The sequence below is a fragment of the Streptomyces sp. NPDC003327 genome (genome assembly GCF_053589515.1).
Map to the genome: position 1 here is coordinate 60,494 of NZ_JBSFSA010000003.1, position 22,644 is coordinate 83,137.

Annotated in this window: 20 protein-coding genes; 7 read left to right on the plus strand and 13 right to left on the minus strand. The window is 73.9% G+C overall.

The genetic code is table 11. The features are described 5' to 3' along the window. Nucleotides 1-30 precede the first annotated feature (30 nt). Entirely contained in the window at nt 31-1,368 is a 1,338-nt protein-coding gene (locus ACWDVG_RS03430; RefSeq protein WP_451696156.1) for an MFS transporter, read from the minus strand. Nucleotides 1,369-1,427: 59 nt separating this feature from the next. Between ACWDVG_RS03430 and ACWDVG_RS03435 the strand changes: the two genes are divergently transcribed. Continuing rightward, entirely contained in the window at nt 1,428-2,414 is a 987-nt protein-coding gene (locus ACWDVG_RS03435) for a GlxA family transcriptional regulator (protein WP_451695733.1), read from the plus strand. Here ACWDVG_RS03435 and ACWDVG_RS03440 read toward each other — a convergent pair. The 3 genes from ACWDVG_RS03440 to ACWDVG_RS03450 all read right to left on the minus strand — a co-directional run bounded on the left by ACWDVG_RS03440 (nt 2,372) and on the right by ACWDVG_RS03450 (nt 5,179). Beyond that, the gene (locus ACWDVG_RS03440) at nt 2,372-3,649 is read right to left on the minus strand and encodes an MFS transporter (protein WP_451695735.1); all 1,278 of its coding nucleotides are present in this window, start codon (nt 3,647-3,649) and stop codon (nt 2,372-2,374) included. The two genes, ACWDVG_RS03435 and ACWDVG_RS03440, sit on opposite strands and share 43 nt — an antisense overlap. Before the next feature lie 273 nt (nt 3,650-3,922). Next, the gene (locus ACWDVG_RS03445) at nt 3,923-4,381 is read right to left on the minus strand and encodes an ATP-binding protein (protein ID WP_451695737.1); all 459 of its coding nucleotides are present in this window, start codon (nt 4,379-4,381) and stop codon (nt 3,923-3,925) included. A 381-nt stretch (nt 4,382-4,762) separates the two neighbouring features. After that, nucleotides 4,763-5,179, minus strand: a complete 417-nt coding sequence (locus tag ACWDVG_RS03450) for an STAS domain-containing protein (protein ID WP_451696158.1) — start codon at nt 5,177-5,179, stop codon at nt 4,763-4,765. Nucleotides 5,180-5,368: 189 nt separating this feature from the next. On the opposite strand from ACWDVG_RS03450, the gene ACWDVG_RS03455 reads away from it, so the two are divergent. Both ACWDVG_RS03455 and ACWDVG_RS03460 read left to right on the plus strand, forming a co-directional pair. Further along, complete coding sequence (locus ACWDVG_RS03455; protein WP_451695739.1) at nt 5,369-5,950, plus strand: sigma-70 family RNA polymerase sigma factor; 582 nt, start codon at nt 5,369-5,371, stop codon at nt 5,948-5,950. Beyond that, nucleotides 5,947-7,251, plus strand: coding sequence for a maleylpyruvate isomerase N-terminal domain-containing protein (locus ACWDVG_RS03460; protein WP_451695741.1), 1,305 nt, complete (start codon nt 5,947-5,949; stop codon nt 7,249-7,251). The genes ACWDVG_RS03455 and ACWDVG_RS03460 overlap by 4 nt, the downstream gene beginning before the upstream one ends. Nucleotides 7,252-7,339: 88 nt before the next feature. On the opposite strand, the gene ACWDVG_RS03465 is transcribed toward ACWDVG_RS03460, so the two are convergent. From ACWDVG_RS03465 to ACWDVG_RS03490, 6 genes are all read right to left on the minus strand, one after another. Then, a complete protein-coding gene (locus ACWDVG_RS03465; protein WP_451695743.1) occupies nt 7,340-8,131 on the minus strand; it encodes an ABC transporter permease in 792 nt (263 codons plus the stop codon). Next, the gene (locus tag ACWDVG_RS03470) at nt 8,128-9,114 is read right to left on the minus strand and encodes an ATP-binding cassette domain-containing protein (protein WP_451695745.1); all 987 of its coding nucleotides are present in this window, start codon (nt 9,112-9,114) and stop codon (nt 8,128-8,130) included. Before ACWDVG_RS03470 ends, ACWDVG_RS03465 begins: the two co-directional genes overlap by 4 nt. An 81-nt stretch (nt 9,115-9,195) precedes the next feature. Further along, nucleotides 9,196-10,038, minus strand: coding sequence for a DUF4097 family beta strand repeat-containing protein (locus ACWDVG_RS03475; protein WP_451695747.1), 843 nt, complete (start codon nt 10,036-10,038; stop codon nt 9,196-9,198). A gap of 107 nt (nt 10,039-10,145) precedes the next feature. Further along, on the minus strand, nt 10,146-10,649 hold the full coding sequence (locus ACWDVG_RS03480; RefSeq protein ID WP_451695749.1) for a hypothetical protein: 504 nt from the start codon (nt 10,647-10,649) through the stop codon (nt 10,146-10,148). A gap of 195 nt (nt 10,650-10,844) precedes the next feature. Continuing rightward, a complete protein-coding gene (gene purU, locus ACWDVG_RS03485) occupies nt 10,845-11,696 on the minus strand; it encodes a formyltetrahydrofolate deformylase (RefSeq protein WP_451695751.1) in 852 nt (283 codons plus the stop codon). Nucleotides 11,697-11,768: 72 nt separating this feature from the next. Next, on the minus strand, nt 11,769-12,215 hold the full coding sequence (locus ACWDVG_RS03490) for an SCO4402 family protein (protein ID WP_451695753.1): 447 nt from the start codon (nt 12,213-12,215) through the stop codon (nt 11,769-11,771). A 217-nt stretch (nt 12,216-12,432) separates the two neighbouring features. Here ACWDVG_RS03490 and ACWDVG_RS03495 point away from each other — a divergent pair, with 217 nt between their 5' ends. Continuing rightward, nucleotides 12,433-13,698 (plus strand): ABC transporter substrate-binding protein, encoded by a 1,266-nt coding sequence (locus ACWDVG_RS03495; RefSeq protein ID WP_451695755.1) that lies wholly within the window; start codon nt 12,433-12,435, stop codon nt 13,696-13,698. Between the two features lie 65 nt (nt 13,699-13,763). Here ACWDVG_RS03495 and ACWDVG_RS03500 read toward each other — a convergent pair whose 3' ends face one another. Continuing rightward, nucleotides 13,764-15,218: a hypothetical protein gene (locus ACWDVG_RS03500; protein WP_451695757.1), complete on the minus strand. Its 1,455-nt coding sequence runs from the start codon at nt 15,216-15,218 to the stop codon at nt 13,764-13,766. 150 nt (nt 15,219-15,368) lie between these two features. Next, the gene (locus tag ACWDVG_RS03505) at nt 15,369-16,751 is read right to left on the minus strand and encodes a transcriptional regulator (protein ID WP_451695759.1); all 1,383 of its coding nucleotides are present in this window, start codon (nt 16,749-16,751) and stop codon (nt 15,369-15,371) included. A gap of 285 nt (nt 16,752-17,036) precedes the next feature. On the opposite strand from ACWDVG_RS03505, the gene ACWDVG_RS03510 reads away from it, so the two are divergent. From ACWDVG_RS03510 to ACWDVG_RS03520, 3 genes are all read left to right on the plus strand, one after another. Further along, a complete protein-coding gene (locus ACWDVG_RS03510; RefSeq protein WP_451695760.1) occupies nt 17,037-17,714 on the plus strand; it encodes a bifunctional DNA primase/polymerase in 678 nt (225 codons plus the stop codon). A gap of 85 nt (nt 17,715-17,799) precedes the next feature. Continuing rightward, complete coding sequence (locus tag ACWDVG_RS03515) at nt 17,800-18,699, plus strand: ABC transporter ATP-binding protein (protein WP_451695762.1); 900 nt, start codon at nt 17,800-17,802, stop codon at nt 18,697-18,699. Next, nucleotides 18,699-20,336: a transporter gene (locus ACWDVG_RS03520; protein ID WP_451695764.1), complete on the plus strand. Its 1,638-nt coding sequence runs from the start codon at nt 18,699-18,701 to the stop codon at nt 20,334-20,336. The genes ACWDVG_RS03515 and ACWDVG_RS03520 overlap by 1 nt, the downstream gene beginning before the upstream one ends. 107 nt (nt 20,337-20,443) lie before the next feature. On the opposite strand, the gene ACWDVG_RS03525 is transcribed toward ACWDVG_RS03520, so the two are convergent. Continuing rightward, nucleotides 20,444-22,642, minus strand: a complete 2,199-nt coding sequence (locus tag ACWDVG_RS03525) for an FG-GAP repeat domain-containing protein (protein ID WP_451695765.1) — start codon at nt 22,640-22,642, stop codon at nt 20,444-20,446. Between the last annotated feature and the right edge of the window lie 2 nt (nt 22,643-22,644).

Below are 22,644 nucleotides of genomic sequence, written 5' to 3' on the forward strand. Positions count from 1 at the left end.
TTCGAACGGATCGGGACACGGGCGGGTCCGTCAGGCGGCCCTGGGCAGGTTCCTGACGGGGCGGGCGAGCAGCAGCGCCGCGACGACGAGGACCGCGATGCCCGCGCCGGCCAGCAGCACCTCCTCCGTGCCGAGGGCCGCCGCCACCGGTCCCGACAGGGCCCGGCCCACGCCCATCATCAGCAGCGATCCGGCCACGTCGTAGGCGTGCATCCGGTTCAGGGCCTCCTGCGGCACGTGCGTCTGGACGGCCGTCGACCACATCACCAGCCAGTACGCGAAGGCCGCCCCGGCGACGAACTGGCCCGCGCCGAGCAGGACCACCGGCGCGCCCAGGCCGAGCAGGGCGAGGTTCACGGGGAGGCCGAGGAGGGCGACGGCGCCGGAGGCGAGCGGCCGGGTCGGGCGCAGCCGCAGGGCGAGGAGCCCGCCGACTGCGCTGCCCGCTCCGTTGACGGCCATCAGCGCGCCGTACGCGGCGGAGCCGTGGTCCCCGGTGACCAGGCCTGCGGTGAGCGGCACCATGGGCCCGGCGACCGTCAGGCCGTACACGGTCCAGATGGAGATGACGCCCCACAGCCAGCTGCGGGCGCGGAACTCCCGCCAGCCGCCGAGGATTTCGGCGCCGAGGGAGCCCCGGCGCGCGGTGTCGGAGGGGACGGGCGCGATCCGCATGAGGGTGAGGCAGAGGGCACTGACGGCGAAGGTGACCCCGTACACGCCGAAGGCGGCGCCCGCGCTCCACAGCGCGACGAGGAGGCCCGCCGCGGCCGGGCCGGCCATGGTCGTCAGGGCCTCGACGACCCGGAGGACCGCGTTGGCGCGCTGTACGTCGGGGGCGATGCGCGGGACGGTGGAGGCGACGCCGGGCTGGAAGAGGGCGGCGCCGACCCCGCTGAGCACGGAGAGGGCGTAGACGGCCCAGAGCGGCGGGGTGCCGAGGGCGAAGGAGACGGCGAGGACGGCGGCGCCGGGCAGGCGCAGGAGGTCGGCGAGGATCATCATGCGGCGGGCGGTGAAGCGGTCGGCGAGGACGCCGCCGAAGAGGACGAAGACGGCGAAGGCGGCGGTCCAGCCGCCGAGGGCGTAGCCGACGGAGGAACCGGGGTGGCCGGCCCCGAGGAGGCCCGCGGCGAAGGCCACGGGGACCATGCCCTCGCCGAGGACGGCGACGGCCCGGGCGACGAAGAACAGCCGGAAGTCCCTGTTCCACAAGGCGGTCGGGAGGGCCGGCGGGGCCGGTGCGGGGACCCTTGGGGCCGGCAGGGAGGCCGGTGGCCGGGCCGGTGCGGGAATCCGCGGGGCGGCCGCGGACTTGTACGTGCTGTCCTTGTACGTGTCGTCGTGCGCGTTGTCCGTCACGGACAGCGAGTCCTACCAGCCAAGAGGTCTGGACCACCACCCGTTTTCCGGAGGGAGCACCGCCCGTGCAGCAGCCGCCGCATCGCGTCGCCGTCCTGGCCCTGCCCGGCCTCCTCCCCTTCGAGCTGGGCATCCCGCACCGCATCTTCGGGCGCGCCAAGGACGCCGGGGGCCGCCCGCTGTACGAGATCGTGACGTGCGCCCCGGCCGTCGGCCCGGTGCGGACGGACGCCGACTTCGCGATCCACGTCGAGCACGGCCCGGAGGCCCTCGCCACCGCCGACACGGTCGTCGTGCCCGCCTCCTACGAACTGGGCCCGGTGCACGAGGAGGGCAGGCTCACCGACGAACTGGCCGCCGCCCTCGCTCACATCCGGCCCGGCACCCGGCTCGTCGCGATCTGCACGGGCGGATACGTCCTGGCCGCCGCCGGGTACCTCGACGGGCGCCCGGCGACCACCCACTGGGCCTCCGCCGAGCACTTCCAGCGCCTCTTCCCGACCGTACGGGTCGACGCCGACGTCCTGTTCGTCGACGACGGCGACGTCCTGACGTCGGCGGGGGTGGCCGCCGGGATCGACCTGTGCCTGCACATCGTGCGCCGCGACCACGGCACGGCCGTCGCCAACGACGTCGCCCGCAGGACCGTCGTACCGCCGCACCGGGACGGCGGGCAGGCGCAGTACATCGCCCGCCCGCTGCCCGAGGCCGGCACCCACACGACGACCGGGGCCCGCGCGTGGGCGCTCGCCAGGCTCCACGAGCCGATCCAGCTGCGGGACCTGGCCGAGAAGGAGGCGATGAGCGTACGGACGTTCACCCGCCGGTTCCGCGACGAGGTCGGCATCAGCCCCGGCCAGTGGCTCACCCAGCAGCGCGTGGAGCGGGCCCGGCACCTCCTGGAGTCCACCGACCTGCCGGTCGACCGGGTCGCGCGGGACGCCGGGTTCGGCACGGCCCAGTCGCTGCGGGTGCACCTGATGAGCGCGATCGGGGTGACGCCGACCGCCTACCGGCGCACGTTCCGCACGGGGGCCGACGCGTCCCCCTGAGGAACGCCCTCGTCCCGGACCGCCCGCTCCGGGACCGCCTCCCCGTCCGAAACCCCCTGCCGCTCCGTACGCAGACGGCGGGTCAGCCGGCGCTCGCCGACGGCGCCGGTCACCGCGAGCAGGACCGTGAGCCCCACCCCGTACAGGATCGCCGTCGACGGGGCGACGACCTTGAGCAGTCCGCCGGCGAGGGTGCCGCTCGCCGCGTAACCCGCGCCGACGGCCGCGTACATGACCGAGTACCCCGCGGCGAGCGCCCCCGGCGGCAGCAGTTCGCGCAGCGCCAGGTTCCGGCTGAGGCTCCCGGGCGCCTGGAGGAGCCCGGCGGCCACCAGCGCCACCGCGATGGCCCACGTCCAGGGCAGCAGCGCCACCAGGGCGACGCCCCCGGCCACCCCGAGGACCATGACGAGGGACTGGACGGCGAGCGGCCCGGGCCAGCGGCTCCGCAGGCCGTAGAGGAAGGCGCCGACCGCCGAGCCGATCGAGAACCCGGCGAGCAGCGGGCCCGCCCAGCCGAGGCCGATGCCGCGCTGTTCGAGGAGGGCGGGCAGGATCAGCTCGGCGAGCGCGAGCAGCGTGAGGCCCGCGGCCCCGAGGACGTACACCGGCCAGGCCCGCAGCAGGGCCCGCCGCGCCGACGCGCCCTTCTCCTGCGGCCCGCTCGTCCAGCCGGCCGGCAGCAGCCACAGCCCGGCGACGGCGAGGGCGCCCAGGCAGCCCTGGAGCAGCAGCGGCAGGGCGGGGTCGACGCCGAGGGCGAGGCCCGTGGTGAGCGCGGGGGCGGCCGCCCAGATGCCGAAGACGAGGATCGTCTCCATGCTCATCGCCTGGGTGACGGCCCGTTCGGGGACGAGGCTGGTGAGCATCGCCCGCAGGCCGCCGGGGACGGCGGCCGGTCCCGCGCCCGCGCACAGGGCGAGCGCGGTGAGGAGGACCGGGTGCGCGCCGGGGAGGAGCCCGAGGGCCGTGAACGCGGCGGCGCCGACGGCGAGTCCGGCGACGAACTGCGGCCGGGCGCGTTCGGCGTTCAGGCGCAGGCCGATGATGGGGGCGGCGACGATCTCCCCGAGGACGTACGCGGCGGCGAGGACCGCGCCGAGCGAGTAGCCGCCCGGTCGTTCCCGTACGAGGAGGACGAGCGCGAGCGGTGCCATGGCTATCGGCGTCCGGCTGGCGACGGTGACGGCCGACCAGGCGAGGACGGGGCGGGTGGCGAGCTCGCGATAGGACATGACCAGGACCGTAGCCGCTGTCGGTCGTGGCACAGAAGACGAGGGAACGGCCGCCCCGCGGACTCCGGCGCACCGCGCGGTGCGCCGGTCAGCGGCTCCCGCTCATGCCTCGCCCGCACGGGAGGGTTTCGGGCGGCGGCGCGCTCGCGCGCGCCCCGAGCACGGCACGGACGCCGCCACCCGGCCGCGACCCGCACACGCCGAGGGCACGCAGCCCTCGGCTCCCCTCGCCGCGAATCGCTCACCCCAGAGTGGGCAAAACGGGCCGAACCGTCAACAGGGTACCCGTCCGGGCGACACCACGCCGTCCACCGGCAGCGGCACCGGGACGGGCGCGGCGGACGTCCGGTCCACCTCGCACCAGATGCTCTTGCCGGCACCCTCGCGCTGCCAGCCCCACCGGTCGGCGAGCCCGTCCACGAGCTCCAGACCGCGCCCGTTGGTGTCCTCGCCGTGCGCGCGCCGGGGCCGGGGCGGCCGGTCACTGGCGTCGGCGACCTCGACCCGCACCCCGTCGCCACCGGCCGCGAACAGCATGCGCAGGACGGCCGGACAGCCGGTGTGCACGACCGCGTTGGTGACGAGTTCGGAGATGAGCAGGACCAGCGTCTCGGTCAGCGACTCGTCGTCTCCTATGCCGGACCCGGCCAGTCGTGACCGGGCCCACCTCCGGGCTCGCCCCACCTCTGCCGGGTCGGGCCCGACTTCCAACTGAACCTGAAGCAGCTGCACCGTTCACACCATCCGAACCGGCGGACACACCCTTACGGAACGTGATTCCCTTGTGAGACAGCATGGTTGACGTACAGTCACCGCAACAAGCGCTTCGGGCATATTCCAGCGCGAAGGAGTACGCATGGTCCATACTGTGCGACGCACTCCGCGGGGAGTCGAACGCCGGGGGCGAGCGGCGGGCATCCCCGGATCCGGGGCCGCCGGGTCGACGGCACCGGCGCGATCCGGGCCCACAAGCACTCGCATCCCACGGAGGGTACCGGAGCCGGAGGCCGACTCCGGGCCGTGACGGCCCCCGCGAAGGACACAACCCGGTATCGACGTTCCGTGCGCGGCCGGGTGCGGACCGTCACGGCACTGGGATGCGGAGGTGCGGGCTCAGGGAGCGGTACGGGGTGTCGGCAGGCCCGGCCGCCCCGTGGACGGGGACTCGGCCGTAGGCGCGCCCGACAGGGCCGCGGGCACGTCCTCGTACACGTCGAAGAGGCGTCGGACGCCGAGCGCGGCGAGCACCCGGCCGACGTGGCCGTCCCCCGCCTCGGGGAGGATCAGCCGCAGCCGCCCGCCGCACGAGCGCATCAGCCGCCGGGCGGCGATCAGCACGCCGACGCCGCTGGAGTCGCAGAACAGCACACCGGACAGGTCGAGCACGAGGTCGTGCCGGCCGCACGCGACGGCGTCGTGGACGCGGCGGCGTATCAGCGGGGAGGTCACCAGGTCCAGTTCCCCGCTGATGCGCAGGACGGTCCAGGGATCACCGCTCGGGTGCGCTGCCTCGTCGACCTCGATCTCGATCGTCGTCACGGCCGGGCGCATGCCCCAACCGAGCCAAGCGAAACCTCTCATTCCGGGGATGACGGGTTCCTTACCATCCGCTCCCGCGTCAAGGGCGCACTTGCGGCAAACAGGCGTGCGTTGTCACTACGGCCCACTACTTTGGAGGAGTTGGGGCAGACCGGGAGGGGCGAAGGACCGGAGGATCGGATGGCGACAGAGACACCCCTGCGCTGGGACCGCAGGATGCAGCAGCGGCTCGCGCGCGGGGAGGCCGCCGCGCTCGGCGAGCTCTACGACCGGTTCGCCTCGCTCGTCCACAGCCTCGCCCACCGCGTCCTCGACGACGACGCGGCCGCCGACCAGGTCACCCGCGAGGTCTTCGGCTACATCTGGGAGAACCCGGACGCGTACGACCCCAAGCAGGGGAACATGCGCGCCTGGGTCGCCCGCCTCACCCAGCGCCAGGCCGTCCACCGCCTCCGCCAGGCCGAGGCGACGGCGTACGCGGAGACGGGCCGGGGCTCCGCCGAGGAGCTGGAGCAGAAGGTCCGCAGGGCCTCCGTCGCCGCCCGTGCCGACTACATCGTCACGTCCATGCCGGCGCCGCTGCGGGCCGCGCTGGAACTGGCCTATTTCCAGCGCCGCGACTACCGGCAGACCGCCGCGGACCTCGGCGTCACCGAGGACGAGGCGCGCCGGCGCCTCCGCCTCGGCCTCCAGCTGCTCTCCACCGCCAACACCCGGCCTCCCGAGGGCGGCTCGCCGCCCGGCTACGGACGGGTGCTGTGACCGGGGCGAACGGCGACGACGACGACGTCGCACGCGCCCCCTGGATACCGGGCCCGCGCCGCTCGGCGGACGACCACGCGGACCTCAGCGGGAACCCGGTGCCGCCGCCGGAGCGCGAGCCGGGGCGGGCGCCCGAGCCCGAGACGGAGGTGCCCGAGATCGAGGTGCCCGAGATCGAGGTGCCCGAGATCGAGGTGCCCGACCTCGACCACCGGGTGCTCAAGTCGCTGCTCGGCGCCTGGGCGCTCTCCGCCTGCTCGCCCGGCGAGACCCGGGCCGTCGAGGACCACCTCACCCTCTGCGCGCCCTGCGCCGACGAGGCCCTGCGGCTCCGCGACGCCGTGGCGCTGCTCCACGAGGACCGTGACCTGGACCTCGACCCGCTGCTGCGCTCCCGCGTCCTGGAGAACTGCCTCGGCCGCCGCCCCGCCCGCATCCCCGTGCCGGAGTGGGCCACGCCGTACGACGCGGAGACCGCCCGCCTCGACGCGCTGCTCCGGGACATCGGCGAGGCCGAGTGGCACGCGCCCGTGCGGCTCAAGTGGTACGACGGCGAGCGGCTGGTCCGGCGGAAGGCCTCCGTCGCCGCCGTCATCGGGCACCTCACGGCCGTCGACGGTCTCGTCGCCGCCGCGCTCGGCCTGGAGGACCCGCTGGGCCGGGCCGTGGCCGAGATGTCGCCGACCGAGCGGACCGAGGCCTTCTGGGACGGACTCCACCGGCCGCCGAACCGCGCGCTGCGGGCGCCCTGGCGGGAGCAGAGCCACACCCTCGTCCGTACGGTCTCGTTCGCGGGGCGCGGGGTCGCCGACCTGACCGTCACCTACAAGGACTTCGCCCTGCCCCTGCGGGACTCGTTCCTGGAGCGGGCCTTCGAGTGCTGGGTCCACGCCGACGACATCGCCAACGCCGTGGCCTACCCGTACGAGCCGCCGTCCGGCGCCCATCTGCACGGCATGATCGACCTCGCGGCCCGGCTGCTCCCGGCGGCCGTCGCGGAGCGCCGCCGCCTCGGACTCGCGGGGCCCGCCCGGGAGCTCGTCGCGGCCGGCGCCCCGGGGCGCTCGGTCCACCTGGAGGTCGAGGGCGCGGGCGGCGGCCACTGGTACATCCCGCTGGACTCCCCCGCGGCGCTCGGCTCGCCGGACCTCACGGTGGCGCAGGTCGCGATGGACGGCGTCGAGTTCTGCCAGCTGGTCGCGGGGCACATCTCGCCGGAGGAGGCCGCGGCGGGCCAGGACGGCGACCGCGAGGCCATCCGGGACGTCCTGTCGGCGGCCGCGTCGCTGAGCCGGCTCTAGGAAGTCCTTGTGTACGACCGGGGCGGCGCCGCCCCGACGGGTGTCGGGGGGCGCCGCCCCGGTCGTACGAACGGTCGCTGAGGTCGGGTCACTTGGGGTCGCGGTTGAACAGCTTCGTCGACCAGCGGTAGCCGAGGGCGACGAGCACCACGGACCAGCCGAGGGCGAGCCAGCCCTGGTTGCCGATCTCGGTGCCGAGGAGCAGGCCGCGCAGGGTCTCGATGACCGGCGTGAAGGGCTGGTACTCCGCGAGGGGCCGGAACCAGCCGGGCATCGTCTCGGCGGGGATGAAGGCGCTGGAGATGAGCGGCAGCAGGATCAGCGGCATGGCCATGTTGCTGGCCGCCTCCGCGTTGGGGCTGGCCATGCCCATGCCGACGGCGATCCAGGTGAGGGCGAGGGCGAACAGCGCGAGCAGTCCGAACGCGGCCAGCCATTCGAGGGCCGTGGCGTCGTGGGAGCGGAAGCCGATGGCGACGCCGACCGCGCCGACGAGGACGACGCTGGCGAGGGACTGCAGGACGCTGCCGACGACGTGTCCGACGATCACGGCGCCGCGGTAGACGGCCATCGTGCGGAAGCGGGCCATCAGGCCCTCGGTCATGTCCATGGAGACGTAGACGGCGGCGCCGATGACGGTGGAGCCGACGGTCATCGCGAGGATGCCGGGGAGGATGTAGGCGATGTAGTCGTCGCGGTCGGCGCCGCCGCCGCCGATGCCCGCGCTCATGACGTCGCCGAAGATGTAGACGAAGAGCAGCAGCATCATGATCGGCGTGAGCAGCAGGTTGAGCGAGGCCGAGGGGTAGCGCCACGCGTGCAGGAGGTTGCGCCGCAGCATCGTGTGGGAGTCGCGGACGGCGAGGGAGAGGGCGCTCATCGCAGGTTCTCCTGGGTGGTGGTGGGGGCCGGGACGGGGCCGGTGAGGGCGAAGAAGACGTCGTCGAGGTCGGGGGTGTGGACGGTGAGTTCGTCGGCCTCGATGCCGGCGGAGTCGAGCCAGTCGAGGACGGAGCGCAGTTCGCGCTGGCTGCCGTCGCTGGGGAGCTGGAGGGCGAGGGCCTCGTCGTCGCGGGTGGCCGCGTGGAGGGTGGTGGCGGCGGCCCGGTAGGCGGCGGGGTCGGTGAAGCGGAGCCGTACGTGCCCGCCGGGGACGAGCCGCTTGAGTTCCTCGGCGGTGCCTTCGGCGGCGATGGTGCCGTTGTTGAGCACGGCGATGCGGTCGGCGAGTTCGTCGGCCTCCTCCAGGTACTGGGTGGTGAGGAAGACGGTGACGCCGCCGGTGACGAGTTCGCGGATGATCTGCCACATGGTGTGGCGGGAGCGCGGGTCGAGGCCGGTGGTGGGCTCGTCCAGGAAGATGATCTCCGGGTCGCCGACCAGGGTCATGGCGATGTCGAGGCGGCGCTTCATGCCGCCGGAGTAGGTGGAGGCGGGCTTCTTCGCCGCGTCGGTGAGGTCGAAGCGGGCCAGGAGTTCGGCGGCGACCCGGCGCCCTTCCCGCTTGGACAGGTGGTGCAGGTCGGCCATGAGGAGCATGTTCTCCTCGCCGGTGATCAGGCCGTCGACGGCGGAGAACTGGCCGGTGACGCCGATGGCGGCGCGGACGGCCTGCGGGGCGGCGGTGAGGTCGTGGCCCGCGACCTGGGCCTGTCCGCCGTCGGCGGTGACGAGCGTGGAGAGGATCTTGACGGCGGTGGTCTTGCCGGCGCCGTTCGGCCCGAGAAGGGCGAAGACGGAGCCGGCCGGGATGTGCAGGTCGATGCCGTCGAGGACGGTCTTGTCGCCGTACGACTTGCGCAGACCGACGGCGGAGAGGGCGGCCGGCGGGGTGGGACCACCCGGCCGACTGGACGTGGACATGACAGAAGAAGGCATGGAGCCCTCCATTCGAAGGCTGAGGAAGACGGGGAGGGTGAGGGGGGAGGTGCGCCGGGGAGGGGCTCAGGCGCGGGCGCGGCGGACGTCGATGTTGCCGAACTTCGTGCGGGCGCGGACCTCGACGGTGTTCTCGCTCGCGTCGGGGCCGTCGGAGGCGGTGAGCCCGTTCCGCACGTGCCCGGCGCCCGAGTGGACGTCGAGCCAGGCGGCGGTGCCCTCGCGGATGCCGACCTCGATGGCGCCGTAGGCGGTCTCCAGCTGGACGGTGCCGCTCACCACCTCGCCGACGCGCAGGGTGCCGTGGGCGGTGGTCGCCGCGACCGAGGCCTCGGCGCGGTCGATCCGGATGTCGCCGTTGGCGCCGCTGACCCGCAGGTCGCCGGTGACGGCGCCGACGGTCGTGGTGCCGTGCGAGTTCTTCAGGACGGCCGGGCCGTCGACGAAGCCGACGCTCAGGCTGCCGGAGCTGGTGGTGATCTCGGCCCGGCCCTCGACGCGGTCGACGGTGATGGAGCCGTGCGAGGCGGTCAGGTGGAGCGGGCCGGTGGTCCCGAAGCGGGCGTCGCCGGACGAGGTCTTCACGCGGACGTCGCCGAACCGGCCCTCGCCGTGGATCTGGGCCCAGGCGCCGGTCACGTCGATCCGCGAGTCCGCGGGCAGTTCGACGGTCACGTCGACGACGCCGGTGCGGCCGAAGAGGTTGGACTTGGGCGTCCTGACGGTCAGGGCGCCGCCCGCGTACGTGACCTCGGTCTGCTCCGCCGTCCGCACGTCGAGGTCCTTCTTCGGGTTGCGCGGCCGCACCTCGACGACGGTGTCGGAGCGGTCGCCCGCGAGGAACTGGATGGAACCGGCCTCCACGCGCGCCGTGGCCGAGATCGGTGCAGGAGTGTCGAAAGAAGGCATGACTGTCCCGTCCTCTTGGGTCTGTGGGACGTCCCCGCTGGTGGGACGTGGGGTGGGGTGGAGTGGTGCGGGTGTCGTGGGGCGGGTGCCGGAGGGCCGGGGAGGGCCTAGCGCACCCAGCCCGTGACGCTCTGCCCGACGGTCGGCGCCTTCTCCGTACGGGGCCGGGCGCCGCCGCCGACGGCGGCGGCCACGGCCCGTACGAGCCAGGCGTTGACCGAGAGGCCCTCGCGGGCCGCGGCCTCCTCGGCGCGCACCTTCAGGTGGGCCGGCAGGCGGAGGTTGACGCGGGCGGTGCCGCCCTCGTCGCCCTCGGCGGGCGCCGGGGCCGCGAGCGCCTCGGCGGGCTCGGCGGGGGCGGTGCCGGTGGGCGGCAGCGTCACCACGAAGTCCGGGTCGAGCCCGCGGAGCCGTACGTCGACCGAGCCGGGGGCCAGCTCGCGGGTGATCTCGTCCGTGGCGGCGGAGAGCACGTTGAGCATGGTGAGCCGGGCCGCGGACTCCAGGGGCGCGGTGAGCCGGTCGGCCAGCTCGCGCGCTTCGTCACCGCCGGCTTCGGCGGCCACCGCGAGGTCGCGGCGGAGGTGGTCGACATACGGGGTGAGGTCCATGACGTCATCATGGCACCACAATGGCACCAAACGCAAGCCGCCATGGGGCAGTTTTGGTGCCAGGACCTTGCACACCCCTTCTGACCTGCGCGAATACCTCCGGGAAACAGAATGGCACCACGTGGCACCGGGGAGTGCCACGTGGTGCCATGTGGTGCCATGTGATGCCAGTGCCCTTGCGGGGCCGGCGGAAGGCTAGGCGAAGACGACGGTGCGGTGACCGTTGAGGAGGATGCGGCGCTCCGCGTGCCACTTCACCGCGCGGGCGAGCGCCTGGCACTCCACGTCCCGGCCGATCGCGACGAGCTGGTCGGGCGTCACCTCGTGGCCGACGCGCTCGACCTCCTGCTCGATGATCGGGCCCTCGTCGAGGTCGGCGGTGACGTAGTGCGCGGTCGCGCCGATGAGCTTCACGCCCCGGGCGTGCGCCTGGTGATAGGGCTTGGCGCCCTTGAAGCTCGGGAGGAAGGAGTGGTGGATGTTGATGATCCGGCCCGAGAGCTGCTTGCAGAGGTCGTCGGAGAGGACCTGCATGTAGCGGGCGAGGACGACCAGCTCGACGTTCTCCTCGCGCACGAGGTCCAGCAGCTTCCCCTCGGCCTCGGCCTTCGTGTCCCTGGTGACGGGGATGTGCCGGAAGGGGATGTCGTACGAGCCGACGAGCTCGGCGAAGTCGGTGTGGTTCGACACGACGGCGACGATCTCGACGGGCAGGGCCCCGATCCGGGACCGGAAGAGCAGGTCGTTCAGGCAGTGCCCGAACTTCGACACCATGAGCACGACCCGCATGCGCTCGTCGGCGCGGTTGATGTGCCAGTCCATCTCGAAGGCGTCGCCGACGGCGGCGAAGCTCGCCCGCAGCTTCTCGACGGTCACGGGCGCCTCGGCCGAGAAGTGGACCCGCATGAAGAAGAGACCGGTGTCACGGTCTCCGAACTGCTGGCTGTCCTCGATGTTGCATCCGGTGATGAACAGGTAGCTCGACACGGCGTGCACGATGCCCTGCTTGTCCGGGCACGAGAGGGTGAGGACATACTGGTCGGTCATGCGGCTAGCGTGCCACAACCCGGCGGACCGTCCGTACTTCGGTCCGCGGGGCGGAACAGTTGAACGCCGCCGTCACGCGGTCCTGGTCATGATGCGGAGCACGTCGAGCGAGCGCGGCGGCACGTCGGGGTCCTCGCCGTCGGCGGTGGCGAGGCGGACGTGGGCCTCGCGCGCGGCGCGCACGGCCTCGGGCCAGCCGGGGTGTTCGAGGTAGGCGGAGACGGGCGCGTCGGGTCCCACCTGGTGGAGGATCCGCAGGACCCGCAGGACGGCGACGTCGACGAGGGCCGCCTCGCCGGTGTCCCGGAAGATCGCGCCGACGTACTTCTCGGCGGACCAGTTGTCGAGCCAGGTGTCCTCGACCAGGCGGTAGACGGCGTCGGTGACGTCGCCGTACCCCTCCTGGCCGGTGAGCCAGGTGGTCTCGTGGAACGCGGGGTCGGAGAGCATGTGCAGCGCCGAGCGCACGTTGCTGCGCCAGCGCCACCACGGCATGTCGTTGAGCGGCATGCCGCCCATGGTGGAGGAGCGACGGCCGCGACGGGAAGAGTTAACCGGACCGGAGACCGGACCGGGGGCTGCACTGGACACGTTTCGATCGTACGTTCCCTTGTCCGGCAAGCGGACCCGCCCCCTCCTCCTCGCGGACGCCGGCCCCCGCAATTCACCTCGACGTCACCCTTCGTTGAACCGTGCTCACTCCCGCGTTACCCGTGAGGCGGAAATGTGCATGCCCATGACCGGTAGGCGACTGACCTCACTCCTCGCGTACGTGACCACCGCGGCGACAGGAGTGTCCCTGCTTTCCGGGTGTGGCGTGCTCCCTGGTGTCACGGGGGGCTCCAGGGAGCCCGTCACGGTGATGACCTGGGCACCCGACCAGACCCGAGCGACCAACATGCCCGGAATGCCCGCGATGGCGCAGGCGTTCGCGCGCTGGGTCAACTCCCAGGGCGGCATTGACGGGCACGAGCTCCGCATCCTCACCTGCAACGAGCAGAACACCTCCGCCGGCGCCGCCACCTGCGCGCGCCGCGCCGTCCGCGAGGGCGCCGTCGCCGTCGTCGGCTCCTACAGCCAGAACGGCCGGGCCTTCATGGCGCCCCTGGAGGCCGCCGGCATCCCGTACATCGGCGGCTACGGCATCACCGAGGACGAGTTCACCAGCCCCGTCTCGTACCCCGTCAACGGCGGCGTGGCCTCCCTCCTCGCCGGACACGGCATGCAGCTCGCCGCGTCCTGCCGGAAGGTCTCCCTCGTCCGCCCCGACACTCTCGCCGGCGACAAGCTCCCCAGCCTCCTCAACTCCGGCCTGCGCAAGGCGAGTCACCGCAGCGCCGTCGACATCCCGGCCGTCGAGGACGCCGCCGAGTACACCGAGCAGGCCACCCGCGCCCGCGACCGCGCCGGGAACGAGGACGGCTGCGTCACCGCCGTGCTCGGCGAGCGCACCCAGACCTTCTTCGACTCCTTCCGCCGCCTCCCCGAGGACGAGGCCGAGAAGGACGCCGACGCCGTCCGCATCTCCTCGGTCCTCGGCAGCGTGGCCCAGCCCGTCATCGACCGCACCGGAGGCGCCCGCAGCCCCTTCGAGGGCGCGTTCGTCACCGGCTGGTACCCGGAGGCCACCGACAAGAGCTGGGAGCCGATGCGGAAGGTCATCCAGGAGCACGCCTTCGCCGACAACCGGGTCGACCCGACCGACGCGGGCGTGCAGACCACCTGGATCGCCTACACCGTCCTCAAGTCGGTCGTCGAGTCCCTCGACTCCGACCGGATCAGCTCCGTCCAGATCACCACCGCCCTCGACCGCGGCGCCCGCATCGACACCGGCGGCCTGACCCCGCCCCTGCGCTGGCGGTACGAGGACCTGCTCGGCGCCCCCGGATTCCCCCGGATCGTCAACCACGAGGTGACCTTCCAGGTGGTGCGCCAGGGCCGCCTGGTGGCGCAGCGGCCCGGCTTCGTCGACGTCGGCGACACCGTCCTCAGCGCCCCCTGACCCACGCCCCGACGGGCCCTGACGGGCCCTCGGGGACGCCTCCGGGACTCCGGGACGGCTCGCTCCTAGAGCTGGGTGGCGGTACGGCGCTCCAGGCCGTACTTGTCGGCGGTCGGGTTCCACAGCCCGGCCGCCTTGCGCTTGGCGGTGGTGGCCTCGCCGCTCTTCTCGTTCGCGGCGAGGAGCTGGGGCGTCGTCCGGGCCTTGCCGCCCTTGCAGTTCTTCTTGTCCTTCACCTGCACCGCCCAGGCCGCGTAGTGGTCGTCGGCGGCGGCCGAGGCCTGCCAGGCCTTGGTGAGGGCGGCGGTCAGCGCGGCGTTGTCCGGGATCTTGTCGACCGAGAGCGACTTCAGGCTGGTGACCAGGCCGCGGCGCTGCTCGGCCGCGCCGCGCAGGTCGGCGGCCGCCTGGTCGAGGTTCTTGCACTGCTTGATCGACTCGACCGAGCTGATCACCGTGTCCCGGCTGCTGTTGCTCGTCGCGAGCAGCTTGTCCAGCTCCTTGGCCTGCGGCTCCGCCGGGTCGGCCGGCTTCTCCGCGGGCTCGGACGCGGGCGCGGAGGAGGCGGGCGGCTCGGAGCTCGCGGCCACGTTCTGCCCGGTGCCCTTCGGGTCCTTGTCCTCGTCCCCGCCGCTGAGCAGCGCCCCGGCCCCGAGGCCGACGACCGCGCAGCCGACGACCACGGCGGCGATCAGCGCGAGCGGCGACTTGCGGCGCGGCGCGGGCGCCTCCTCCTCGTAGTAGGCGTCCTGGTAGGCGTACTGCTGCTGAGGGGGCTGCGGAGGCTGGTGCTGCTGCGGCTGCTGGTGCTGCGGGTACGCGGCCTGCGGCGGCGGGTAGCCGTACCCGTGCTGCTGCGGGGCCTGGGTCTGCCGGGGCGCCGCCGGGGCCTCGCTGCGGAAGAGGTTGTCGAACTCGGCGGGCGGCTGCCGGTCACCGGCCTGCTGCCCCGCCACGGGGGCCATGAACCGGGTCGCGTCGGCGGCCCCGGCGGGCGCCGCCGGACCCGCGCCCTGCTGCGGAAGCCGTCCCGTCCCGAGGAACTGGGTGTCCGCGCCCCCGCCCTGCTGCGGCGGCACCGGGGCTATGTGCTGCGTCGCCTGCATGTCCCCGCCGGGCGCCCCCTGCGGCGGGTAGCCGTACCCCGGCTGCGGCTGTACGGGCGGCATGGCACCCGGCACGGGCGCGATGTGCTGGGTGGCCTGCATGTCCGCGGCGGCGGCCCCGCCCTGCGGCGGGTAGCCGTACCCGGGCTGCGGGGCGTACGGCTGCGGAGCCCCGTGCTGCGGCTGCTGCGGCGGCACCGGCGCCAGGTACTGCGTCGCCTGCGCGTCCCCGCCGGGCGCACCGGCCGGAGCCTCCGGCGGCAGGGGCTGCGCGGGCGGCAGCGGCTGCCCGCCCGGCTGTCCACCGGCGGGACCCCAGGCGCCGTCCCACGGCTGCGCGCCCCCGTGGCCGCCGTTCTGCGCGGGGGGCACCGCCGGGTACTGCGGCTCCGGACCCTGTCCGTTCTGCGTCACCGGGACTCCTACTGATGGACCTACGGAATCGTCGGCTCACGCTACCGGGTGCGAACCGGGCTCCGCACACACGTGTGAGCCCGGTAACACGACTGCGACACGACACTCCGTGACCGCGCCGGCCGGGACGCCCCCGGCCGCGGGGCGCCCCTACGCCACCGACATCTCCAGACGCGCCTCGAACTCCCGCACCACCGGCTCCCCCGCGTACGGCTCCAGACGGTCCCTGAGGTCCTCCAGGTACTCGGCGCCCCTCGACGACCGCAGGGTGCCCAGGAGTTCGAGGGCCTGCGTGCCCGTCCGGCAGGCCTGCTCCACCTCCCGCTGCTGCACCTGCGCCGACGCGAGCAGCGCGAGACCGATCGCCCGGCGCCGCGCCCGCGTCCGCGGATGCCCCGCGATCGACTCCCCGGCCGCCCGCGCCGCCGCCGCCGGCTGCCCCAGGTCCCGGTGGCAGTGGGCCAGTTCGTCCGCGAGGTAGGCGTGGTCGAAGTGCGCGATCCACACCGGGTCGTCGCCCGCGTCCGGGTCGGCCAGGTCGAGCGCCCGCGCGGCCGCGCCCGCCGCCGCCTCGAAGGCCCGCACGTCACCCATGAGCGCGTGCCCCCGCGCCTCCGCCGCCAGGAACATCGCCTCCGCCCGCGGCGGCACCTTCCCGCGCGCCCCCTCCTGCGCCGCCCGCGCCAACTGGGCGATCTCCCGCGGGTTTCCGAGCTGCGCCGCGAGGTGGCTCATCGACGCGGCCAGCACGTACCCGCCGTAGCCCCGGTCCCCGGCCGCCTGCGCGAGCCGCAGCGCCTGGATGTAGTACCGCTGCGCCAGGCCCGGTTCGCCCGTGTCCACCGCCATGTACCCGGCGAGTTCGGTGAGCCGCGCGACCGCCGCGAAGAGCTGCCGGCCGACCGCCTCCCGGTACGAGCCCGACAGCATTCCCGACACCACGCTGTTGAGGTAGTGGACCACCACCGGCCGCACGTGCCCGCTGCCGAACCGGCGGTCGAGGTCGACGAGCGCGCTCGTCATCTCCCGTACGGCCGCCACGTCCGCGACCCCGACCCGGGCGCCGGCCGACCGCGCCACGTGCGTGTCCGCGGCCGAGATCAACCAGTCCCGGCTGGGCTCGACGAGCGCCGAGGCCGCGACCGCGGAGCCCGACAGGAACTCCCGCCGCCCCACGTCGCTGCGCCACAGCTCGCAGACCTGCTCGATCGCGCCGAGGACGGTCGGGGCGAACTGCAGGCCCACCCCGGCGGCGAGGTTGCGGCCGTTCGCCATCCCGACCTCTTCGATCGTGACCGTACGGCCCAGCTTCCGGCCGAGGGCCTCCGCGATGATCCCGGGCGCCCGGCCGCGCGGCTGCTGACCGCGCAGCCAGCGCGCCACCGACGTCTTGTCGTAGCGCAGGTCGAGGCCGCGCTCGGCACCCACCATGTTGACCCTGCGCGCGAGGCCGGCGTTGGAACAGCCCGCCTCCTGAATGAGCGCCTGGAGCCGTTCGTTGGGCTGACGAGCGACGAGTGGCCTGGCTGCCATGAGTAACCCCCTGAGGCCGTGCGGTGATCACCAGAGGAGTGATCACTGCCCGGCGAATATCCGGTCAATGCCGATGTGAACACGCGAAACCGGACACGTCGGCCGCGGTCCTTCCTCGGTCCCCGTCCGCCACCGGCGCCCCCACCCCTGCGTACCCACCCCCCGCTCCCCGGCCCCTCGCGCGCCCCCGCCCGTGCACCCGTGCGCCCCGCGTGCAGGATCGATGCCTCACACCGGGCGCCGCCCCGCCCGTAACCCCGGGTGACCGGGGAAGTTGTCTTCACCGTGGAAGAGACCATCGGAGTCACGGAAGCCGCACAGATCCCCAAGCAGCGGGGCGAGCAGCTGCTCGACAGCGCCGTGCGGTACGCGGAAGAGCGGCACTGGGACGTGTTCCCCGGGACCTGGCTGGAGGCGGTCGAGGGCAGGGAACGCTGCTCCTGCGGCGCCGAGGCGTGCGCCCTCCCCGGCGCCCACGCCGCGAAACCCGACTGGTCGACCATGGCGACGGGCAGCGCCGTCGGCGCCCGGCGCATGTGGTCGAAGCAGCCGAAGGCCTCGATCCTGCTGCCCACCGGCCGTACGTTCGACGCGCTGGAGGTGCCGGAGTCCGCGGGCTTCCTGGCGCTGGCCCGCATGGAGCGCATGGAGCTCACGCTCGGCCCGGTGACCTGTACGCCGGACCGGCGGATGTTCTTCTTCGTGCTGCCCGGCGCGGCGGCGAAGGTCCCCGACCTCGTCCGCAAGCTCGGCTGGATGCCCGCCTCGCTCGACCTGGTCACGCGCGGCGAGGGCCACTACGTCGCCGCCCCGCCCACCCGGATCGGCGGCTGCGGCGCGGTGCAGTGGGCGCGGCGCCCCACCCCCGCGAACCGCTGGCTGCCGGACGCCGAGGAGCTGATCAGCGCCCTCGCGTACGCGTGCGGCCGCGAGGCGGCGGAGGCGCGGGCCCGCAGGCAGTGACCGCTGCCCGGGCCTGGGGGTGCGTCGTACGTCACCCGTAGGGTTGTCCCCGTACGTACGGGGACAACCGAAGGGTTGACGGAACATGCCTGACCAGGCATTTGACGGAGTGTTCGACAGTGCGGGCGCCGCACCGGGATCCGGTGCGGCGCCCGCCGTGCGTGTCGAGGGGCTGTGGAAGCGCTTCGGCCAGCAGATCGCCGTGAACGGGGTGGACCTGATCCTGCCCGCGGGGAAGTTCATCGGCCTGGTGGGGCCCAACGGCGCCGGCAAGACGACGACGCTCTCCATGATCACCGGCCTGCTGCGGCCCGACGCCGGCCGCATCCTCGTCGCCGGGCACGACGTCTGGGCCGATCCGGAGTCGGTCGCCCGGGTCAAGGCCCGGATCGGCATCCTGCCGGAGGGGCTGCGGCTCTTCGAGCGGCTCTCGGGGCGCGAACTCCTCCAGTACAGCGGACGGCTGCGGGGGCTGCCGGGCGCCGAGGTGGACAAGCGGGCCGCGCAGCTGCTCGACGTGCTCGACCTGACCGGCTCGCAGAACAAGCTGGTCGTCGACTACTCCACCGGCATGCGGAAGAAGATCGGCCTGGCGGCGGCGCTGCTGCACAATCCCGAAGTCCTCTTCCTGGACGAGCCGTTCGAGGGCGTGGACCCGGTGTCGGCGCAGACCATCCGGGGCGTCCTCGAGCGGTACACCTCCTCCGGCGCGACCGTCGTCTTCTCCAGCCACGTGATGGAGCTGGTGGAGTCCCTCTGCGACTGGGTCGCCGTGATGGCGGCCGGCACGATCCGGGCGCAGGGGCCCCTGACCGAGGTCCGCGGCGACGCACCCTCGCTCCAGGCGGCCTTCCTGGAGCTGGTGGGCGCGAACGGCCGCGCGGCGGCCGGGGACTCCCTGGACTGGCTGGGCGGCGGCAACGGCGGCGGTACGGGTTCGGGGGCCGGTTCCGACGCGGGTACGGGCTCCGGCGGGGCGCAGTGATGTCCACCGCCGCCACCTCCCCCGCCCCCGCCTCGGGGCCTTCCCTCACCTCCGTCTTCGTACGGCTCAAGCTGGCGCTGCTGCGCAACGGGCTGCGGCAGTCCGGCGGCCGGACCGCCGCCTTCATCGCCTCCATGGTCCTCTCGGCGCTCTTCGCGGCCGGGATGCTCCTCGCCTTCGTGCTGATGCGGGGCAGCGAGAACGCCGCCACCGTCACCGTCCTGCTCGTCGGCGTCCTCGCCCTCGCCTGGGCCGTGATGCCGCTGTTCGTGCCGAGCGGCGACGAGACGCTCGACCCGTCGCGGCTCGTGATGCTGCCGCTGCGGCCCCGGCCGCTCGTCCGGGCCCTGCTCGTGGCCTCGCTTGTCGGCATCGGCCCGGTCTTCACGCTGGTCCTGGCGGTCGGCGCGGCCCTCGCGACGGCGCGGGGCGCGGCCGGCACGGTCGTCGCCGTGTTCGCCGTACCGCTCGTCGTGCTCGTCTGCGTGGCCCTGTCGCGGGCGGTGGCCGCCGCCAACATCCGGCTGTTGACCTCGCGCAAGGGCCGGGACCTGGCGCTGCTGAGCGGTCTGGTCATCGCGGTCGGCATCCAGGTCGTGAACTTCGGCGCCCAGCGGCTCGGCCGGTCCGGCGGTCTGACGGTGCTCGAACCGGTCGCGGACGTGGTCGGCTGGGTGCCGCCCGCCGCCGCCGTGGGCGCGATGGTCGCGGCGGGCGACGGCGACCACGCGGTCGCCGTGGCCCGGCTGCTGCTCTCCGCCGCCGCGCTGGCCGGGCTCGTGCACTGGTGGCAGCGGAGCCTGGTGAAGCTGATGGTCGAGCCGGACGGTTCGACGATCGGCGCGGCCGCCGACGCGGGAGGCCGCGAGAAGTCCGGCGACGGCCGGGGGCTGCTCGGCCGGATGCTGCCGGAGGGCCGCAGGGGCGCCGTCATGGAGCGCAGCCTCCGCTACATCTGGCGCGACCCGAAGACGAAGGCGGCCTGGGTGTCCTCGCTGGTGATCGGCCTGATCGTGCCGATCTTCAACGCGCTCCAGGGCGTCGGCACCCTGTACTGGGCGTGCTTCGCCTGCGGCATGCTCGGCCTGCTGATGTACAACCAGTTCGGGGCGGACACCTCGGCGTTCTGGATGGTCGCGCAGACGATCGCGACGACGGCCGACGCGTACGAGGAGCTGAAGGCGCGGGCGTACGCGCTGCTCGTGATCACCCTGCCGTACACGCTGCTGGTGATAGGGGCGACGGCGGCCGTCCTCGGCGACTGGGCGCGCGTGCCCGAGGCGCTGGGCCTGGCCCTCGCGATCCTGGGCGCCATGCTGGCGACGGGCGCGGTGGTGTCGGCGCTCTTCCCGTACTCGATTCCCCAGGACAGCGGGTACAAGAACGTCGCCCCGGGCCAGGGCGGGCTCGCCTGGATGTCGATCTTCGCGGGGATGGTCGCCTCGACGCTGCTGTGCGCGCCGGTCATCGGCGCGGTGGTCTATCTGCGCGTCACCGACCAGCACGACCTGCTGTGGCCGGTGCTGCCGTTCGGCGCCGTCTACGGCGCGCTGATCGCCTGGGCGGGGCTGCGGATCGCGGCGCCGAGGACGGCGCGGCGGCTGCCGGAGATCCTGTCGGCGGTCAGCAAGGGCTGATCACCCCGTACGGGGTTTCCCTGGTACGGGAAGGGGCGGGCCGCCCGGTGCGCGGAGGTGCACCGGGCGGCCCGCCCCTCTGTGTGCGGCGGTGTGCCGCGGGCCGGTCAGGCCGTGTGGTTGTACGGCTGGTCGGCGCGGGTCAGCGCGGCCAGCTGTCGGGGCGCGAAGGGCGCGCTCCAGCTGCCGGTGCCCCGGTGGAGGTACTCGTCGCCCGCGGCGCCGTAGCCGACGAGGTCGGAGCGGCCGTCGCCGTCGACGTCGCCGACGCCCACGAGGTGGCTGTACGCGTTCCAGCCGCCGCCGATCCGGACGCGGCTCGCGAACGTGCCGTCGCCCTTGCCGAGGTACAGCCAGAGCACGCCGGCCGCGTCGCGGGCGACGAGGTCACCGGCGGTGGCTCCGGCGATGTCGCCGACGGCGGCGAGCTGGTTGTAGATGCCCCAGCCGGTGCCGATCTGCTTGCGCGCGGCCAGCGGCGCGGTGACGCTGCCGGTGCCCTTGTAGAACCAGAGCGCACCCGCGGAGTCGGTGGCGACGAGGTCGGCCCGGCCGTCGCCGTCGAGGTCGCTGCCGGCGGCGATGTGCTTGTAGATGCCCCAGCCTGTGCCGACCTTCACGCGCGGGGCGAAGCCGCCCTGCCCGTTGCCCTGGTAGAGGAAGAGGCCGCCGGAGGTGTCCCGGGCGAGCAGGTCGCCGACGGCGGAGCCGCCGAGGTCGCCGGTGGCCTCGATGCTGTTGTAGATCGCCCATCCGGAGCCGATGAGCTTGCGCGGCTGGGCCTGGAGCTGCGGGTCGGGGCCGCGGTAGGTGGTGTCGTGGCGCCACAGGTTGCCGGAGGCGTCCCGGAAGAGGGCGTCCGCCGAGCCGTTGTCGTCGAAGTCGTGCGGCTGGGTCTTGCGGGTGACCGTGAAGTCGCCGGTGGCGGTGGCGGCCGGGCCGATCCCGTTGAGCGGGGTGGCGGTCAGCTGCCAGGTGTAGGCGCCGTTGTGGGCGTCGGCGGCGTCGGGGCCGAGGTCGCCGCCCCAGGTGAGCTTCAGGTCCTTCGTGCCGGGCTGGTTCGCGACGAGCTCGCGGGTCAGGCCGGTCCGCGTGTGGCGGATCGTCAGCTTGGCCTCGACGTTCGTCCGCGAGAGGGCCCAGCCGAAGTCGGCGGTGCCGCCGTTGGCGTCGAGGTCGACGGTGGTGGGCGCGGTCCCCGTGACGGCGACCTCGGTGGGCTCGTTCGCCGTCACCACGAACGCGGTGACGAGCTGACCGATCGCGTCGGCGGTGATCTTGTAGATGCCCTCGCCCCGGCCGACGAGGCCGCCGCGGACGTGCAGGCTGCCGTCGGGGGCCGCCACGGCCGTGACGACGTGGTCGAGGAGCTTCCTGCTCGCCTTGGTCGCCGGGTCGTACGCGGTGAGGGCGTGCAGCGCGTGGGGCGCGGTGGCCTGGCCGCCGCCGCCCTCGCCGTACACGACCCAGCCGCCGACGAGGCCGACCTGGAGGTCGTCCGAGAGGGCGTCCTCGACCGGGATCTCCTGCACGGAGCCGGTGGCGCGGTCGAGGAGGGACACGCCGGGCGTGCCCGTGCCGTCGCCGGTGGTCCAGGCGACGTGGGTCCCGGAGACGGCGATGTCGCCGCCGACGGCGTCCGGCGCGCGGTCGTGGATCTCGCCGACGGTGGCGGTGGCGAGGTCGACGAGGCCCCACTTCGCGGTCGTGCCGTCCTTGAAGGTGATCAGGGCGTGCTCGGGCGTGCCCTGGGTGACGGCGATCTCCGTGGCGCCGGCCGGGAGGCCGGTGACGGTGTCCGCGTGGGTCACGTTGTCGACCTCGTACCACTGGACCAGCCGGGTGCCGGCCTCGGTCTGCGAGGTGGTGAACAGGGCGTGGGAGGCGGAGCCGACGTAGGTCCGGCCGGCGAACGAGCCCACGGCGATCTCGAAGGACCCGGAAGTCCGGTAGTTCCGCTGGGTGATCTGCGTGCTGCTGACGTGGATGACGAAGTCGCTGTCGTGCGTCGACCGCATCTCGACGCGACCGCTGAACCCGGTGCCGGTGGCGCCGGAGTACGGCCGGGTGCCCGTGATGCCGGACGTGCTCTTCGTCAGGTAGCGGTCCACACCTGCGGCCAGGAGCGTGGTGTCGGGGGCGATCTGGAGGGTGGGCTCCTCGGCGGCGGCCGACGGGGCCGCGTTCACGGCCGTGGGGACGCCGGCGTGGGCGGGGGCGGCGAGGACGCCCGCGCCGAGGGTGACGGCGAGGACGGTGGTGACGGCGGCGCTGAGCCGCCGTCGGGTCGAGCGAGCGTGGGGCACGT

Bases quoted from the DNA above. Each gene is read 5' to 3' on its own strand.
- ACWDVG_RS03440 (WP_451695735.1), bottom strand. From the start codon at position 3,649: ATGTCCTATCGCGAGCTCGCCACCCGCCCCGTCCTCGCCTGGTCGGCC.
- ACWDVG_RS03455 (WP_451695739.1), top strand. From the start codon at position 5,369: ATGGCGACAGAGACACCCCTGCGCTGGGACCGCAGGATGCAGCAGCGG.
- ACWDVG_RS03465 (WP_451695743.1), bottom strand. From the start codon at position 8,131: ATGAGCGCCCTCTCCCTCGCCGTCCGCGACTCCCACACGATGCTGCGG.
- ACWDVG_RS03470 (WP_451695745.1), bottom strand. From the start codon at position 9,114: ATGTCCACGTCCAGTCGGCCGGGTGGTCCCACCCCGCCGGCCGCCCTC.
- ACWDVG_RS03475 (WP_451695747.1), bottom strand. From the start codon at position 10,038: ATGCCTTCTTTCGACACTCCTGCACCGATCTCGGCCACGGCGCGCGTG.
- ACWDVG_RS03480 (WP_451695749.1), bottom strand. From the start codon at position 10,649: ATGGACCTCACCCCGTATGTCGACCACCTCCGCCGCGACCTCGCGGTG.
- purU (WP_451695751.1), bottom strand. From the start codon at position 11,696: ATGACCGACCAGTATGTCCTCACCCTCTCGTGCCCGGACAAGCAGGGC.
- ACWDVG_RS03490 (WP_451695753.1), bottom strand. From the start codon at position 12,215: ATGGGCGGCATGCCGCTCAACGACATGCCGTGGTGGCGCTGGCGCAGC.
- ACWDVG_RS03495 (WP_451695755.1), top strand. From the start codon at position 12,433: ATGACCGGTAGGCGACTGACCTCACTCCTCGCGTACGTGACCACCGCG.
- ACWDVG_RS03505 (WP_451695759.1), bottom strand. From the start codon at position 16,751: ATGGCAGCCAGGCCACTCGTCGCTCGTCAGCCCAACGAACGGCTCCAG.
- ACWDVG_RS03515 (WP_451695762.1), top strand. From the start codon at position 17,800: ATGCCTGACCAGGCATTTGACGGAGTGTTCGACAGTGCGGGCGCCGCA.
- ACWDVG_RS03520 (WP_451695764.1), top strand. From the start codon at position 18,699: ATGTCCACCGCCGCCACCTCCCCCGCCCCCGCCTCGGGGCCTTCCCTC.